Origin of the sequence: Roseofilum capinflatum BLCC-M114 (genome assembly GCF_030068505.1) — a bacterium.
Classification (GTDB): Bacteria; Cyanobacteriota; Cyanobacteriia; order Cyanobacteriales; family Desertifilaceae; genus Roseofilum; species Roseofilum capinflatum.
The window spans coordinates 46,995-62,782 of sequence record NZ_JAQOSO010000092.1 but is presented as its reverse complement, the minus strand read 5'-3'; the positions used below and the strand labels follow the sequence as shown (position 1 = coordinate 62,782).

Here is a 15,788-nt window from a genome sequence, read left to right as displayed (position 1 = left end):
TGGGGGAATGGAGAATCTAAAACCTAGCAATCTTTTCTAGATTTGATGTAATACAGAACTTTGCGTGCAAAGTTACGGTTTAAATAAGTTAACCATAGTACCGTAATTTCGAGATATATTTGAAAAATACACAAAAAATCAAGATTTATCCTCGATTTATATCAACCCATTCATGTGGAGGGGGGACATCCGTGGTAGCACAAGTCGAAAAACCAACCTACGAGAGCCAAACCCAGGCGATCGCCAAAGAACTGCTCGCAGCGCAAGGGGAAAAGCGCTCCATCTTTGCCCAGATGCGCGATCAAATGCGGTGGGACGATAAGCTCTTAGACTGGGCGATGAATAACCCAGGGTTGCGGGTGCAGTTGTTTCACTTCATTGATTGTTTGCCTGCTCTGCGCTCTAAGGCGGAAGTCGCCCGGCATTTGCAAGAATATATGACAACTGAGGCGGTAGAATTACCCAGTGCCTTGAAGGGGATTCTTAATTTTACCCAAGCTGACTCCATGCCTGGACAAGTCGCAGCAACGACGGTTTCTACAGCAGTGGAAACTTTGGCACGGAAATACATTGCTGGGGAAACCGTGCAGCAAGTGCTGAAAACTGTGGAAAATCTCCGCAAGGAGCAAATGGCGTTTACCCTGGATTTACTGGGGGAAGCGGTGATTACGGAAACGGAAGCAAAAGCTTATCTACAAGGCTATATTGACTTAATCGATCGCCTCACGGAAGCCGCGAAACAGTGGAAAACCATCCCCGAAATCGATCAAGCCGATGGCGAACCCTTGCCCAAGGTGCAAGTTTCCGTTAAGCTGACAGCCTTTTATTCCCAGTTCGATCCCCTGGATGCTGAGGGATCGAAGCAACGGGTGATCGAGCGCCTTCGCACCCTCCTGCGCCATGCCAAGGAAAAGGGCGCTGCCATCCATTTTGACATGGAGCAGTATGTCTATAAAGATATTACGTTTGCCATTCTCAAAGAATTGTTACTCGAAGACGAGTTTAAAACCCGTACTGATATTGGGGTGACGCTGCAAGCTTATCTGCGCGACTCCGAAGCAGACTTAAAAGATCTGATTGCTTGGGCAAAAGAGCGGGGAAATCCGATTACCATTCGCTTAGTCAAAGGAGCCTATTGGGATCAGGAAACGATTAAAGCGGTGCAACACAACTGGCCGCAACCGGTGTTTGATGATAAAGTTGCCACGGATGCCAACTTTGAACTGCTGACCCAGTTATTGCTGGAAAACCACGAAGTTCTGAATGCTGCCATTGGTTCCCATAATGTGCGATCGCAGGCTAAGGCGATCGCGATCGCCGAAGCCCTGAACATTCCCCGCCGTCATATTGAATACCAAGTGCTGTATGGTATGGGCGATCGCCTCGCCAAAGCCATGGTAAACCGAGGGTTGCGGGTGCGGATGTATGCTCCCTACGGCAGTCTCCTCCCCGGTATGGCGTACTTGATTCGCCGTTTGCTGGAAAATACTGCGAACAGTTCCTTCTTGCGCCAAAGCCAAGAAAATCGCCCCATTGAAGAATTAATCGCCCCTCCTGTGGTGAAAACAACGGGATCGCGCCCCCAGAAAACCACCGCCTTTAAAAATGCCTCTGATACGGACTACGCCCAAGTCGCTAACCGGGAACGGGCGCAAGCGGCATTAAATACAGTCCGTCCCCAACTGGGCAAAACCATTCTGCCTTACATTAATGGCGAGTTTGTGGACACCGCAGAGAGTATCAATTCTGTCAATCCCTCTGACCCGACGGAATTAGTGGCTAAGATTGGCATGGCTTCTGTTGAACAAGCAGAAACCGCCCTGAATGCCGCCAAAGCAGCGTTTCCCAGTTGGAAAGCCACCCCCGCAGCAGAGCGGGCGCGAATTCTGCGAAAAGCCGCCGATCTGATGGAAGAGCGCCGAGCAGAGCTGTCCGTTTGGGTGATGTTGGAAGTGGGGAAAGTGCTGCAACAGGTGGATGCAGAGGTTTCCGAGGCGATCGATTTTTGTCGCTATTATGCCGATGAAATGGAACGGCTCGATCGCGGCCATAATTATGATATTGCTGGGGAAAATAACCGCCTGACGTATCAACCGCGAGGCATTGCCCTGGTGATTTCTCCCTGGAATTTTCCCATCGCCATTACTACGGGGATGACGGTAGCAGCTCTGGTAACCGGTAACTGCGTGATTCTCAAGCCTGCGGAGGTGAGTACGGCGATCGCCGCCCAATTGATGGAAGTGCTGATTGAGGCAGGAATCCCTAAAGGAGTATTTCAATTTTTACCCGCAAAAGGATCGACCGTGGGGGCCCATTTGGTCAAACACAAGGATGTGCATATGATTGCCTTCACCGGTTCCCAGGAAGTGGGCTGTCAAATCTATGCCAATGCTGCCCTGCTGCAACCGGGACAGAAACACATGAAGCGCGTCATTGCTGAGATGGGTGGTAAGAATGCGGTGATTGTGGATGAGAGTTCGGATTTAGACCAAGCCGTGCAAGGGGTGGTGGATTCTGCCTTTGGCTATAGCGGTCAAAAATGTTCCGCTTGTTCGCGGGCGATCGTCCTGGAACCGGTGTATGATGCTTTCTTGGAGCGGTTTGTAGAAGCGACTAAATCCTTGAATGTGGGGCCCGCAGACCATCCTTGTACCAAGGTGGGGCCGGTCGTGGATGAGACCTCCATGAAACGCATTCAGGGCTATATTGCCACCGGTAAACAGGAGGCTAAAGTAGCTCTAGAAATGTTGGCTCCCAATGTTTCTGGCTCGAAAGAGGGCTATTATGTGGGCCCCACGATCTTCCAGGATGTTGCACCGACGGCTACCATTGCCCAAGAAGAGATTTTTGGCCCGGTGGTTGCGGTGATTAAGGCTAAGACGTTCCAGGAAGCGTTGGACATTGCCAATAATACCAATTTTGCCCTGACTGGCGGTCTCTATTCCCGGACTCCGAGCCATATCGACCAAGCGATGGCCGAGTTTGAGGTGGGCAATTTGTATATTAACCGCAATACGACGGGGGCGATCGTTTCTCGGCAACCCTTTGGTGGCTTCAAGCTCTCCGGAGTTGGTTCTAAAGCGGGTGGCCCAGATTACTTGATCCAGTTCCTCGAACCGCGCACCATTACGGAAAACGTGCAGCGTCAAGGGTTCGCTCCCATTGAAGGCAACGAGTAGCTTGAGTGATATCATGTCCGCTAAATCAGCTATAACAAGTCATTGCGAATGGAACGGAGTGAAATGAAGCAATCTCGATCATCTCGATAATTGTAGCGATTGCTTCCCTGCGGTCGCAATGACATCTATTTAACCGGACATCATATGAGGAATAAGAAACTGGGTTTCCGATCTGCCAGAGGTGGACAGAAACCCGGTTTCTTTGTTTTTTTCAATTATTCATCAGCGAGTTCAAGGGCTTTATCAATAATTGCATCTGAAATCCTAAAATTAGCTTCTGCTAAGGATTCAAGGATAGGTTTAATAGCAGGGATAATGTTTTTCTGTTTGGCCTGGATGAGCATTCCTACCGTTCCCATGACTTTCAGTTGTAGTTGCTGGGCAATTCTACGGGCACTCAAATCATCCAGAATAATGATAACATTTTTCAATTCGAGGGCGAGGGCGATCGCTTCAGCTTCTCCGTCATCAACTTGAGTTTTGAGTGTTTGAACAGTGGATAAGTTTTCCGGAGCTTGAACCGTTAACCAAGAAGTAGAAATTCCCACTTCTGTTTGTACTGCGGGTGGAATAGTAATCGGTGTAAAAACTTGAGGTAGAATATCAAGTCTCCCAATTCGTTCTAGTCCGATTAAGCAGGTACTATTGGTAACCCCAGGATTCATAACCGGATCTCTTGCTCTAATTCAACCGCAGGGTAATTTATAACCGGAATACCCATCTTGCCGATCATTTCGATAAAAGTTCCCTTAGAGTAGCCTGCTAGTTTTGCCGCTTGACCGATGGAGAGTTTCCCGACTTCAAACAGTTTGGCCGCTAGAAGGAGCTTGGCTTCATCTTCAGAGATAGTAGAAGGGAGGTCTATGGTGAATTGACCCATGATTTAATTAAAAATAGCCAAAACATAAGTCTATCACATTTCTCAATGTCAAGGATTCGCCCCCATTGAAGGTAACGAGTAAGTTGAGATAGGGGCAAGCAATCTGGTGTCTGATCTGCCAGAGGTGGAAAGAAACCGGATTTCTATTCTTGTTGGATACTTGAGGCACAGTTGGACAGATACTTTTTTTTATCCCTTCGCGGAAAATCCCCCTTTGACTCGGCTCAAGACAAGCCTAAAAAAGGGGGATTTTTACTACCCCTGTTTTTTAAGGGGGAGTTGGGGGGATTGAGATGTATCGCCATAGTAGCGAAAACAACTGTATTGTTAACGTAAGAAACTACTGACTAACCACAAGACAAAGAATGCAACCACGGCTGCAAACTGATCGCTATTCACTTGACTGATATTGGCTAAACTTGCCCCCAAGAGGCCACCGAGTAACAATCCAGCGATCAGTCCACCAACAGTGAGTAAAACTGAGCGACCGAATTTCCGTTCCTTGCGGTTTAAGAAGTAAATGCTGGCTACCACTCCCGCTAGAAGGGTCACCTGGAGAGGCGACTGGCTACCCTGGGTAGGGTTTAGGAGGGCGACACAGCTCATTAACACTAAATAGACTCCCATGGGTAGAAGAATATCCGCTTGACTGGGAGTATCTAGATAGGATTGCAACCAGTTGGGCATGGACTTCCCAGGTGTTGGGGGAGCTTTCGGCTCAGTCACCGTCGCTTTTTCCGGAAATCGTATTCGATCGGGAACTTTGAGTTTGCCCTGTTGCCGCATTCGTAGACGATCCATGAGGACTGCATCATAGGCAGTCTCAATGGTTTCCACTTGTCGGCGATCGCCACTGTGTTGATCCGTGAGGCGTTGACGGGCCTGTTGAATTTCCTCAAACGAGGCATCTTCCGTTAACCCCAAGGTTTCATAAGGACTTTTGTCACTCATCTTTTGTTCATTCCCTCACAATCATTCAGCGCTCTGATCGAGGAGCCGTAGGAGCCTAGACTTCCAGCTTACACAAGCCTGGTTGCTCAACTCAAGGGTTGACTCCGTTACCAGTGCTTACCAAATTAGCCTAAACTTTTTTCACTATTTTATTAGTGCCACTTTAACATAATTCTTAATAGAGTTGGCTACCCAAGCAATCACCCCCGATAATAGATAATCTAAGCTCATCCATGGCTGATCCTCCCATTTTTGGCATGAGGAATAACCAGCCCTAAGCTTAGGCTGCCGTTATTCTAACGGAAAACCTGTACCACAGAGCCACCATGGCCAGATACACTTAGATGACGAAACTGCCAGTCTTGGGTCTGTTTGTCAACTCGCAAGCATATATCACAAGGTTATTCATATGGCTTCAGCCAAGATTCTTGTCGTAGATGATGATCCTGCAATTCGTAATTTAGTCTTTCGCTATTTGGGCAAACATGGCTATGAACTCGAAGATGCTGCTGACGGGAAAACCGGCATGGCAAAGTTCAAGCAGTTTCGCCCCGATTTGGTAATTTTAGATGTGAATTTACCGGATGCCCTAGGTTACAATCTTTGCCAGGAAATGCAAACTTTAACGGATGTTTTTGTGTTGATGCTCACTAGCCGCACGGATACATCGGATAAAATCATTGGTTTTGAAAAGGGAGCAGATGATTACCTCACTAAGCCCTTTAGTGTGGAAGAACTCAAATATCGTGTCGAAGCTCTGCTCAAGCGTCAGCGAACCGTCACCACTCCTGAGCGTCAATTGATTACCCATGGTCAGTTATTGATCGATCCCGAACGGCGAGAAGTGATGTTGCAAGGAGAACCCGTTGTGCTGACGGCTTTGGAGTTTGATTTACTGCATGTTCTTGCCAGCAACCCAACGAAAGTGCTGCGGCGTTCAGAGTTAATCAGTCAAGTCTGGGACTATGAACACCAGGGGGATCAACGGGTTGTGGATGTGCATATCGGCCAAATTCGTAAGAAACTCGAAGCAGAGGGGGTACATCGCTTTATTAAAACGGTGCGCGGGGTGGGATATAAATTTGTCCCTCCCGATACTCTAGAAGATTAAACTCATTCGGGATCATTCTGGGGAAACTCAGGGGTTGAGATTGGATGTGCATCTACCCAGTGTTTGCAATAAGCGCCTCACTTTCTCTAGATCTTTGTCCCCAGGTTGTAACTCAACCCCACTGGATAAATCGATACCTTGGGGAGAGAGGGACTGTAGGGCTTGTTCAATATTGTCGGGTGTTAATCCTCCAGCTAAGAACCAGGGTAAGGGAGGAGTAAAGCTTTTTAGATGTTTCCAGTCTAAAGTTTGACCGGTTCCTCCGAATTGATGGGGATGATAGGCATCTAAAAGCAAGGTATCGACACAGGTTTGATAGGTGGGAATTTGAGTTAAGGTTTCCGGGGTGCGGACTCGAAAGGCTTTGATCAGTTCGATTTGGGGTAACTTTTGCCGTAGAATTTGGCAAAATGAGGGATCTTCATCTCCATGGAGTTGAATTCCGGTGAGATGGCCGAGGGTGACGGTGTGACAGATTTGCTCTAGGGTGGCGTTGACAAATACGCCGATGCGGTCAACAGATGGGGGGAGTTGAGTACAGATGTGTTGGATCTGTTGGGGTTTGATGTAGCGGGGTGAGCTGGAAACACAGATAAATCCTAGGGCTGTTGCTCCTAAATCGGCGATCGCCACGGCTTGCTGGGCTTGGGTCAGTCCACAAATTTTAACGCGCATATTCGCTCCTTGTTCGAGGAATTTTGTATCAAAATTTTAATAAACTTTAAGGAATGACACAAAAATAAAGTTTTGTCAGCAGGCTTCTTATAATGGTGAGGACTTTTTACCGGGATTAAGGAGCAAAAGACCTATGACCTCAGAATGGTCTCTCAATATCGGACTGATCATGATTGCTTGCAATATTCTAGCGATCGCCATTGGTAAATTCACCATTCAACAAAAAGGTGTTGGCCCTGGCCTACCTGCTGGCCCCTTCTTCGGTGGCATGGGAATGGCTGAATTACTGGCGACCACCAGCTTAGGTCATATCCTAGGTGCTGGCGTAATCCTAGGACTTAGTGGTACTGGAGCGATTTAATCTCCCGCACAAGTGAGCCAATGGGGGGAGTCGGACAGGAGGAAAGCGTGGTTTTCCTCATTTTTCCTCTCTCCCCTACCTGCTGCCATCCATGGTTAATTGCTCCGGTGATTATTATCTAACTCAATCCTTGTACCCGCCCATTGCAGCTTATTACGGAGGGTGCGATAGTAGGAATGATTTTCTTCAAGGATAATAAACTTGGCTTGATAATCGGCCATCCGCACATCGACCCGATGACCGGGCCAAATGGCTGTACCCATAACTCCATCTGTCCAGAGTTTAGTGCTTAAATCGTAGTCTGCTAGGGGCCAAACGCTGACAATACAGCCGGAAGGAATAACAATGGGGCGACTCGACAAACTTAAAGGACAAATGGGAGTCACAGCCATTGCTTCCATGCCCTCATGAATGATCGGCCCATTGGCAGAAAGGTTGTAACAAGTTGAACCGGTGGGAGTCGAGACCAATAAACCATCTCCTTGATATTGATCGACGACTTCCCCATCGATCTCAATTTCTAGCTTGGAGGTAATCATGCGATCGTGGGATGCCGGTTTAATACAGATTTCATTCAACGCCAAAAAGCGATCGCTCACCGGAGGTACAAAACGCCGGTTACTCTCATAAACTGCCGCTTCCAGCATCATCCTACGCTGCACCGCATAGCGATCGCTTTGCAACCGTTCCCAAACCCGTTGCGTATCATAAAAATTATCCGCCGACTCCGTTAAAAACCCCAAATGTCCGCCAATATTCACCGACAAAATGGGGATACCTTCAGCAGCCAACTGTCGAGCAGCAGCCAAGGCTGTTCCATCCCCCCCCAAAACCACCGCCAGATCGATCGGTTGAGGGGCTGAAGCCAAAAACACGGGATAAGGATTATCCTTAGCACCCGATGGCCCCATCAGCACTCGACAACCCAGAGCATCCAACTCTTTCGCAGATCGTTCCGCCCATTTGCGACTATCTACATCTCCGGCTTTATGGGAAATAATGACCTGTTTGAGTTCCACAATTCAATTAAAAATTAAAAATTAATAATTAATAATAAATAATAAATATTTTTTTACTCCTTACTCAATAACTATAGCTAGTCTATATGAGTTGTGCAACAGGAAATGCCCTCTCCCTATATCCCTCTCCCACGGGAGAGGGACTTTTCCCCTTCTCCCTTCGACTTCGCTCCCTTCGGCTACGCTCAGGGCAAGCAGGACAGCGCCTGCGGGAGAAGGGGGTAGGGGGATGAGGGGCAGTTATTACATAACTCATTTAGGTTTGCTATAAGGGGTTAGTTAACCCAACCCCTTAGATTTTCCTTACCATTTGAGTAAGTTAAACTGCTCCATATCCACCGTATTGCGGTTACGGTAAATTGATAGCACGATCGCCAAACCAACGGCGGCTTCGGCTGCGGCTACGGTAATCACAAACACCGTAAACACTTGGCCGCGAATGCCTTGCGGATCTAAAAAGTTAGAAAACGCCATCAAATTTAAGTTCACCGCATTGAGCAATAACTCAATCGACATGAGAACTCGTACCGCATTACGGCTCGTAATCAAGCCATAAATGCCGATACAAAATAGGGCCGCTGCAATGAGCAAAAAATATTCAAGTTGTAAAACCATCGTGTTTCCATTTCTCCCAATCAATTAACCAGCTCTCTTAGCCTTTAAGATTCATTCTTTTTACCCGATGAGACCAATTCCCTGGGTCGTTCCGGTAATTGTAAGCTATCGGGAATCCCTTGGCCTTGGGGACGTTGATCGGGAATTTCTTCCCGACGGGCAAGAATAATTGCCCCCACCAAAGCCATTAATAGAAGGACAGAAGCCAACTCAAAAGGCAGGAGAAAGTCACTAAAGAAATGCAACCCGATTAGCGTCGTTGCGCTATCCCCGGCGATCGCCTCGGTGGAGAGTTGCCAGGGAGTTTGCACAACCATTGTCCCTAACAGGGCAAACAACCCCCCACAGACGACTGCTGTTGCACCCTTACGAATCCAACCCCGAACCAGGGGTTGATAGTCTTCCTGTTTATTCACCAACATGATGGCAAACAGGATGAGGACATTAATGGCCCCCACATAGATCAGGGTTTGAGCGGCTGCCACAAACCCCGCATTCAGCAACAGATACAGCCCAGCCATACTGATCAACACCCCGGCCAACAAAAAGGCAGAGTGGACAATATTCTTCAGTAAGACTACGCCGAGGGCGGCGGCGATCGCCATGATCGCCAACAGCCCAAATGATACCAATTGAACCCCTTCAGCTAAATTCACGTTACTTAATCCTTGTTTGGTGTTTCCGATTGTTCCAGAATTTCCTCTGGCCGCAGTCCAGCCCGTCGTTCCGTATGGGATACGGTATGAGGGTCAACGACTCCCTTGGGTAGATAAGCAAATTCACGCATCGGTTGAACCATGGGGTCATTGGTGACTTTATAGGGAATGCGACCTAGGGCCACATTATCATAGTTCAACTCGTGGCGATCGTAAGCCGCCAACTCATACTCTTCCGTCGCGGACAAACAATTCGTCGGACAATATTCAATGCAATTGGCGCAGAAAATACAGACTCCGAAATCAATACTGTAGTGCTTCAGTTGTTTTTTCTTCGACTCCTTATTCATCTCCCAATCGACCACCGGAAGATTAATCGGACAAACTCGCACGCAAACTTCGCAAGAAATACACTTATCAAACTCAAAGTGAATGCGTCCCCGATACCGTTCCGAAGGAATCAGCTTTTCATAGGGATATTGCACGGTAATGGGACGGCGTTGCATATGGTCGAAGGTCACTGACAGACCTTGACCAATATATTTCGCTGCTTCTACCGTCCCTTTCGCGTAATCACCGACTTGTTTTAAGAACTTCAACATGATGGATTAACCACTCGTAACTACACAAAACGGATAACGTTCCAAGCTCAACTATCCGCCAAAGGCAAAGGGAAAGACTAACTTCAGAGCTGCGGTCAATAGAAGATTGACTAAAGAAACCGGTAAGAGGAATTTCCATCCTAAATCTAACAGTTGGTCAATCCGCACGCGGGGCAGCGTCCACCGACAGAGAACAGCAATAAAGACCAGTAAATAGGTTTTGAAAATTACCATAGTAATTCCCAAACTTGCCATCAGCACTTGTAACCAGGCGGTGGTTTCGGGTATGCCTAACCACTGGGCAACTTGCTCAATGGGGATAATAAATTCCCATCCTCCTAAGTATAGGACGGCCACCAGAAGACCGGAGAGTACGAGGTTCACATAGGAACCGAGATAAAACAGGGCGAATTTCATCCCTGCGTATTCGGTTTGATATCCAGCCACTAATTCTTCTTCAGCTTCGGGTAAATCGAAGGGTAGACGCTCGCATTCAGCCAAAGCAGCAATCCAGAAAATGATAAATCCTACCGGTTGCCGCCAGATATTCCAGCCGAGGATGCCATAACCGGATTGTTGATCGACAATATCGATGGTACTGAGGCTATTGGACATCATGACGATCGCCAGGACGCAAAACGCTAACGGAATCTCATAGCTAATCGATTGGGCAGCGGCCCGCAGTCCTCCCAACAGGGAATACTTGTTATTGGAGGCATAGCCTGACATGAGTAAGCCAATGGGGGCCACACTGGAAAGGGCAATCCACAAAAAGATACCAATGGCCACATTGGAGATCATCAAGTTTTCTCCGAAGGGCACAATCAGAAAGGACAAAAAGACCGGAATCACCACCAGGGCTGGCCCTAGGGTAAATAAAATCGGATCGGCTTTGTCGGGGATGATATCTTGTTTGAGCAGGAGTTTCAGACCATCAGCAACGGGGACTAAGACCCCATAAGGGCCCATATATTCGGGGCCGATGCGCTGTTGCACGGCAGCCGATACTTTTCGCTCTAGCCAGGTGGTGACCAATACGCCCACCGTTGCGCCCACTAGAACCACTAACATGGGTAGGGGAATCCACAATGCTTTTGCTGCTCCCTGGGGAAGACCGAAGTGGGTCAGCAATTCGATAAAACTTCTTTGTAAGTCAATTCCTAAATTCATCTTTCCTCGCGATTCCAGTCAAAGGAAGCTAGGCTTCCCTTATGGATTTTAAAGTTTATTGAGGGTTTTTTGGGTCTGATTTGCTAATTAGACCTATCAACATGCTTCCCATTTGACCATAAATCGTCCCATGGCCGATAGCAGGGCTGTTGATTCTTCCCTGAAAATGGCAGTGGGGGGATGGGGAGAATCAAGTCTTGTCTATTTCTCCAGAGAGTGCCAGAGATGGTTAATACTAACGAGCTTATAGTCTTGTTCTAAGAGGATGGGTAGGATCTGCTTGATGGTTTCTGCGACGCTCTGACCGCCATAGATGCCGTCATGGAGAACAATGAGTGAACCGGGACAAACGGTTTCTATGACGCGCTTAACTACGGTGGAAACGCCTGGATTAACCCAATCTTCGGGAACGACTGTCCACATCACTGGGCGATAGTTCCATTGTTGCAACAGTTTGAGGGTTTGGGGGGTGAAAAGACCATTGGGAGGCCGCACATCCCGAAAGTGCGATCGCTCTTCCGGGTTCAGATCGCAGGCCTGAAGAATGGCGGTTTGGGTTTGGTATAAGTCTTGGTAGAGTTGTTCTGGGGTCAGTTGGGGAAAGTTGCGATGGGTATAGCCATGTAAACCGATCCAATGGCCTCGATTGTAAACGGCTTTGGCGATTTCGGGATACTGTTCGACCCAGTATCCGAGCCAAAAAAAGTTGGCTTTGACGTTGTAGGTTTCTAATACGTTTAACAGCTCTGGGGTGTATTGGGGATGGGGGCCATCATCAAAGGTGAGGGCGATCGCCTTTTGATCGGGATTTCCCTGCCATAAACATTGGGGAAATAAGGGTTTTAAGCCTTGATAGAGGATGGGATAGAGAGGATATAGCTGGAGTGACATGGTTCTGGGGAGTTTTCTATCCCCAACTTAGGTTAATAACCGATACCGTTCTAGCAGGGTTTCCAGGGTTGGGGGCAGTAGGTCTTTTAAGTCTTCCATCGATTGAAAGGAGAGACGGTTTTGGGGAGAGACATCAAAGGGAAATTGCCCTGGAAAGTCCGATCGCTCCATTTGTGCGAGTAAGAGTTGTTCGGGTCGTTTAATAGAGAGAGCATATCCCATTTCCACACAGACATAAGGACTCGGTATGAGATGGGTTGTGTCTTCGGTGTCTACTTGAGTGACGGGAGTCCCATCGGCAATGAAGAGTAAACTTTTGCGAATGCGACGCATGAGGGGATTATTGAGACGAATGGGGGCTTGATTGGGACGGTGAGATGATTCTAGGGTTAGGGTAAGGCGCGATCGCCGATTCAGATCCGTAATAGTTTCTTCTAATACTTCCTGTAAGATCTGACTCGATTCTCCATACTCCTGCTGATAGCAGAAGAAGATCATCGGATCGAGATGGGCCATCACTTCCTGTTTGGTAAAGTAAATCTCATGGCTAGTCAGGTCAATATTGGAGATGGCATAACCTCCACTGCCTTCGATATAAAATTCTATGGTTTCCCCTTGTAAATATCGCTGAAACCAAATCGATTGCTTGACTTCTTCGCTATCTTCGAGGAAATCAGCACGCAAAGCAGATTTGAGCAAACTTTGCTTACTCAAGCGCATATCTGGGGGGCGTTTTTCTAGTTCGGGAATCGGCTCATATTCTTGGAGATACCAAGCCTTCAGAGCAATAATGGCCATAAGCTTCCGTGAGGGAGAATTCTACTTATCGATTGTAGCGGATTAAGGAATTCGCCTGCTGATTTTCTGGGTTCATTACGCTTCATTGCTTTTAAAAGCACAACTGCACCCGAATAGTTCCCTGAAATCTTCCTTGCTTAGGTTAAGTCTATTTGGAGGGAAATGGGCTTATTTAATCCCCTTTCTTACTCCCAGTTTACCCAGTTTTAAGGAAAGACCAGCCACCGATTGGGTGCAGTTTGTACTTGGAGAGACAGATGATAGTGAAACAGTGTTTTACCTCTCAAAACTAATGGTTAGAAATGGACTGTTTGATCTGCCAATGAAGCTTTTTTGTTAGCTCCATATTTTTAATATAGGAGATAGTTTAATCCCAATCAAGCAATTGAGATTAAACTTAACAATCGATGATTTAGCTCCTCTCATTTCAAGTCCAGTAGGGCTGGCAGTGCCCACCCTACTGCCATGACACAGCTAAAAACGTGCATTAGCGTAGGGTGGGTTAGGCGGCTAAAACCTAGACGGTAATAGCAATCTCTCAATCCGCCGTAACCCACCATTTTAGGGTTGTCACGGCACTACGGGTTTAGTTTGTGGGGTTTAGCCCCATGAGTCTAGATCTAGGGCTTGGGAGCCACCTTGTTGGAGTTGGATCAGCACTTGACCAAGTTGATACCAAACCAAGCCACTGACAAACAGGGTAACGGGGAGGGAAATTAAATAGGCGATCGCCGTGGGAAAGCCGAATACCGCCAACCCCGACGACAAGAATACACAAGCACCGGCAAAAATGCCTGTAAATGGAAACAGCAGTTTTGGCCCCTGAAGGCTGGTGATCTCATAATTACTAGATTTAGATGACCAGATTTTGGCGGCTTCAGTCAATGTGGCATAAAAGGCTGCTCCTGATGTCAAGCTGACGAGCAAACCAATCAGTAATAAGGCGTAAGGAGGTTGGGCGGTATAGTACACGAATACTACTCCTGGATGGAATTGAGATAACAGAGTGTCCCTAGGGAGTATATCGGACTCCCTAGACTTTTGATAGAGTTGTGGGCGTTATCGGGTGAAAGCCGCGACGGAAGGCAGGAGCAGAGCTGCTCGCTCTTTGGAAAAATCGGCGATCGCTTCCCACGCAGCATCGAGCAAGCGAGTGGGATGGATATCATCCTCAATTAAATGCCACAGTCGCTGCACTTCTTCGGTGTGTAGGCGGTCATTCTCCGTCAGAGCTAAGACAATTTGATGGCGCAAATATTGCCCTTCTTCCGAGAGCAGATATTGTAAGCCTAACTGAGCTGTGGGCATGATATCAAAGCCGCTATCGGAGCGGGCGATCGCCAGCATATTCTCTAGGCGATCCCAACGGAACTTCCCATCCTTAATCAGCACCTCTAACAACCGCCGCCTTAGACTTGGCGTTTCCCCAGTCAGCAACCGTTGAGCCACATAGGGATAGGCAATTTCCACAATTCTAAAATCGGGATTAATACTCAGTGCTAATCCTTCTTGAGTGACCAGCGATCGAATAATTAAAGCAAACTTCGCCGGCACTCGGAACGGATACTCGTACATAATTTCCGAGAACTTATCCGTAATCGTCTTAAAATTAAAGTCCCGAACACTTTCACCGATAATATCCCCAAACACCGCTTCTAGGGCAGGGATAATGGGTTGAATATCAGTTTCTGGAGTCAGAAAACCCAGTTTTACAAAATCTTCTGCTAATTCCGTATAATCCTTATTAATCAGATGAACAACTGCATCGACTAAGGTTTCTTTAGCCGTCTGATCCAACTGATCCATCATGCCAAAATCAATATAGCCCATTTGGTCCCCAATTCCTGAAGGGCCCGATAGAGCAAATAGATTGCCTGGATGGGGGTCAGCATGGAAAAACCCAAACTCTAGCAACTGTTGCAGCCCCGTGTTTACACCAATGCGGATAATTTTATCAGCATCTAAACCGGCTTCTTGAATGGCATCGGTACTGGTGAGTTTATAGCCATTAATCCATTCTAGAGTGAGAACTTTCTTTGAGCAGTAATCCCAATAAATCTGGGGGACTTTAACTTGGGTATTGTAGCGAAAATTTTCGGCGAACTTCTCGGCATTTTTTCCTTCGTTAATATAGTCAATTTCTTCAAACAGTTTGATCCCAAATTCTTCTACAATCAGAGTCAGGTCATGACCCAAATTTAGGGGCAAAATGGGAGAGAGCCAACGGGCTGCCCATCGCATCAGGTATAAATCGAGGGTGAGAATGGGGAGTAGGTTGGGCCGTTGAACTTTAATGGCCACTTCTTCCCCACTATGGAGTCTTCCTCTATAGACCTGGCCTAAACTGGCAGCAGCGACGGGATGGGGGGATATATCCAGGTACATTTGAGAGATCGAATATCCCAGTTCTCTCTCGATGATGTCAAAGGCGGTTGGGTTGGCAAAGGGAGGCAGGCGATCTTGAAGTTTAGTTAACTCTTCAAGAAAGTCTTTGCGAATCAGATCGGGACGGGTGGAGAGGGCTTGACCGACTTTGATATAGGTTGGCCCGAGGTGAGTGAGTAATTCCCGCAATTGGGTGGCGCGTTTGGGGCGATTTTGTTCGGTTTGGTTACTGAGTTGATCCCATTGGAGGGAGAAGATAAATCCTAAAAAAGCCCCGACTACAGTCACAATTCGATACAGACTTTGCCAAGGGCGGAATCTATAGTAGCTGGCGATCGCCTGGGGGTCGTATCTCCTGAGCTGCTCAAGTGGATGTTGCTTCACGCTCACTGATGCCTCTTGATAATCACAATTTTGACCATGCAAATTTTAGAGTTCTATCTACAATCGATAGAGTTTATTAAATGTCCACCATTGACCCATTGGAATTTGGGG

The 15,788-nt window shown here is 47.4% G+C and carries 16 protein-coding genes; 3 read left to right on the top strand and 13 right to left on the bottom strand.

Going from position 1 to position 15,788, the window contains the following annotated elements; genetic code table 11:
* Positions 1 to 191: 191 nt before the first annotated feature.
* Positions 192 to 3,179 carry an L-glutamate gamma-semialdehyde dehydrogenase gene (gene pruA / locus PMG25_RS17620; protein WP_283768202.1) on the top strand — a complete coding sequence of 996 codons (2,988 nt, stop codon included), beginning with the start codon at positions 192 to 194 and terminating at the stop codon, positions 3,177 to 3,179.
* Positions 3,180 to 3,394: 215 nt separating this feature from the next.
* Here pruA and PMG25_RS17615 read toward each other — a convergent pair whose 3' ends face one another.
* From PMG25_RS17615 to PMG25_RS17605, 3 genes are all read right to left on the bottom strand, one after another.
* Positions 3,395 to 3,844: a PIN domain-containing protein gene (locus PMG25_RS17615; RefSeq protein ID WP_283768201.1), complete on the bottom strand. Its 450-nt coding sequence runs from the start codon at positions 3,842 to 3,844 to the stop codon at positions 3,395 to 3,397.
* Positions 3,841 to 4,059, bottom strand: a complete 219-nt coding sequence (locus PMG25_RS17610) for a UPF0175 family protein (protein ID WP_283768200.1) — start codon at positions 4,057 to 4,059, stop codon at positions 3,841 to 3,843. The genes PMG25_RS17615 and PMG25_RS17610 overlap by 4 nt, the downstream gene beginning before the upstream one ends.
* A gap of 327 nt (positions 4,060 to 4,386) precedes the next feature.
* Positions 4,387 to 5,010, bottom strand: a complete 624-nt coding sequence (locus PMG25_RS17605; RefSeq protein ID WP_283768199.1) for a CPP1-like family protein — start codon at positions 5,008 to 5,010, stop codon at positions 4,387 to 4,389.
* 409 nt (positions 5,011 to 5,419) lie between these two features.
* Between PMG25_RS17605 and PMG25_RS17600 the strand changes: the two genes are divergently transcribed.
* Positions 5,420 to 6,121 (top strand): response regulator transcription factor, encoded by a 702-nt coding sequence (locus tag PMG25_RS17600; protein WP_283761237.1) that lies wholly within the window; start codon positions 5,420 to 5,422, stop codon positions 6,119 to 6,121.
* Positions 6,122 to 6,148: 27 nt separating this feature from the next.
* On the opposite strand, the gene PMG25_RS17595 is transcribed toward PMG25_RS17600, so the two are convergent.
* Positions 6,149 to 6,796 carry a phosphoribosylanthranilate isomerase gene (locus PMG25_RS17595; RefSeq protein WP_283768198.1) on the bottom strand — a complete coding sequence of 216 codons (648 nt, stop codon included), beginning with the start codon at positions 6,794 to 6,796 and terminating at the stop codon, positions 6,149 to 6,151.
* Between the two features lie 133 nt (positions 6,797 to 6,929).
* Here PMG25_RS17595 and psaK point away from each other — a divergent pair, with 133 nt between their 5' ends.
* On the top strand, positions 6,930 to 7,157 hold the full coding sequence (psaK, locus tag PMG25_RS17590; protein ID WP_283753965.1) for a photosystem I reaction center subunit PsaK: 228 nt from the start codon (positions 6,930 to 6,932) through the stop codon (positions 7,155 to 7,157).
* A 95-nt stretch (positions 7,158 to 7,252) separates the two neighbouring features.
* On the opposite strand, the gene PMG25_RS17585 is transcribed toward psaK, so the two are convergent.
* From PMG25_RS17585 to PMG25_RS17545, 9 genes are all read right to left on the bottom strand, one after another.
* Positions 7,253 to 8,176 (bottom strand): NAD(+) kinase, encoded by a 924-nt coding sequence (locus tag PMG25_RS17585; RefSeq protein WP_283768197.1) that lies wholly within the window; start codon positions 8,174 to 8,176, stop codon positions 7,253 to 7,255.
* Between the two features lie 303 nt (positions 8,177 to 8,479).
* Positions 8,480 to 8,791, bottom strand: a complete 312-nt coding sequence (gene nuoK, locus PMG25_RS17580; protein ID WP_271936106.1) for an NADH-quinone oxidoreductase subunit NuoK — start codon at positions 8,789 to 8,791, stop codon at positions 8,480 to 8,482.
* Between the two features lie 44 nt (positions 8,792 to 8,835).
* On the bottom strand, positions 8,836 to 9,447 hold the full coding sequence (locus PMG25_RS17575; RefSeq protein WP_283768196.1) for an NADH-quinone oxidoreductase subunit J: 612 nt from the start codon (positions 9,445 to 9,447) through the stop codon (positions 8,836 to 8,838).
* Between the two features lie 5 nt (positions 9,448 to 9,452).
* A complete protein-coding gene (gene ndhI / locus PMG25_RS17570) occupies positions 9,453 to 10,046 on the bottom strand; it encodes an NAD(P)H-quinone oxidoreductase subunit I (RefSeq protein WP_283768281.1) in 594 nt (197 codons plus the stop codon).
* A 54-nt stretch (positions 10,047 to 10,100) separates the two neighbouring features.
* Complete coding sequence (gene nuoH, locus PMG25_RS17565) at positions 10,101 to 11,219, bottom strand: NADH-quinone oxidoreductase subunit NuoH (RefSeq protein ID WP_283768195.1); 1,119 nt, start codon at positions 11,217 to 11,219, stop codon at positions 10,101 to 10,103.
* Positions 11,220 to 11,420: 201 nt separating this feature from the next.
* On the bottom strand, positions 11,421 to 12,110 hold the full coding sequence (locus PMG25_RS17560) for a polysaccharide deacetylase family protein (protein WP_283768194.1): 690 nt from the start codon (positions 12,108 to 12,110) through the stop codon (positions 11,421 to 11,423).
* 27 nt (positions 12,111 to 12,137) lie between these two features.
* On the bottom strand, positions 12,138 to 12,908 hold the full coding sequence (locus tag PMG25_RS17555; RefSeq protein ID WP_283768193.1) for a hypothetical protein: 771 nt from the start codon (positions 12,906 to 12,908) through the stop codon (positions 12,138 to 12,140).
* 600 nt (positions 12,909 to 13,508) lie between these two features.
* Positions 13,509 to 13,880: a hypothetical protein gene (locus PMG25_RS17550; RefSeq protein WP_283768192.1), complete on the bottom strand. Its 372-nt coding sequence runs from the start codon at positions 13,878 to 13,880 to the stop codon at positions 13,509 to 13,511.
* An 87-nt stretch (positions 13,881 to 13,967) separates the two neighbouring features.
* A complete protein-coding gene (locus PMG25_RS17545) occupies positions 13,968 to 15,677 on the bottom strand; it encodes an ABC1 kinase family protein (protein WP_283768191.1) in 1,710 nt (569 codons plus the stop codon).
* Positions 15,678 to 15,788: the final 111 nt, after the last annotated feature.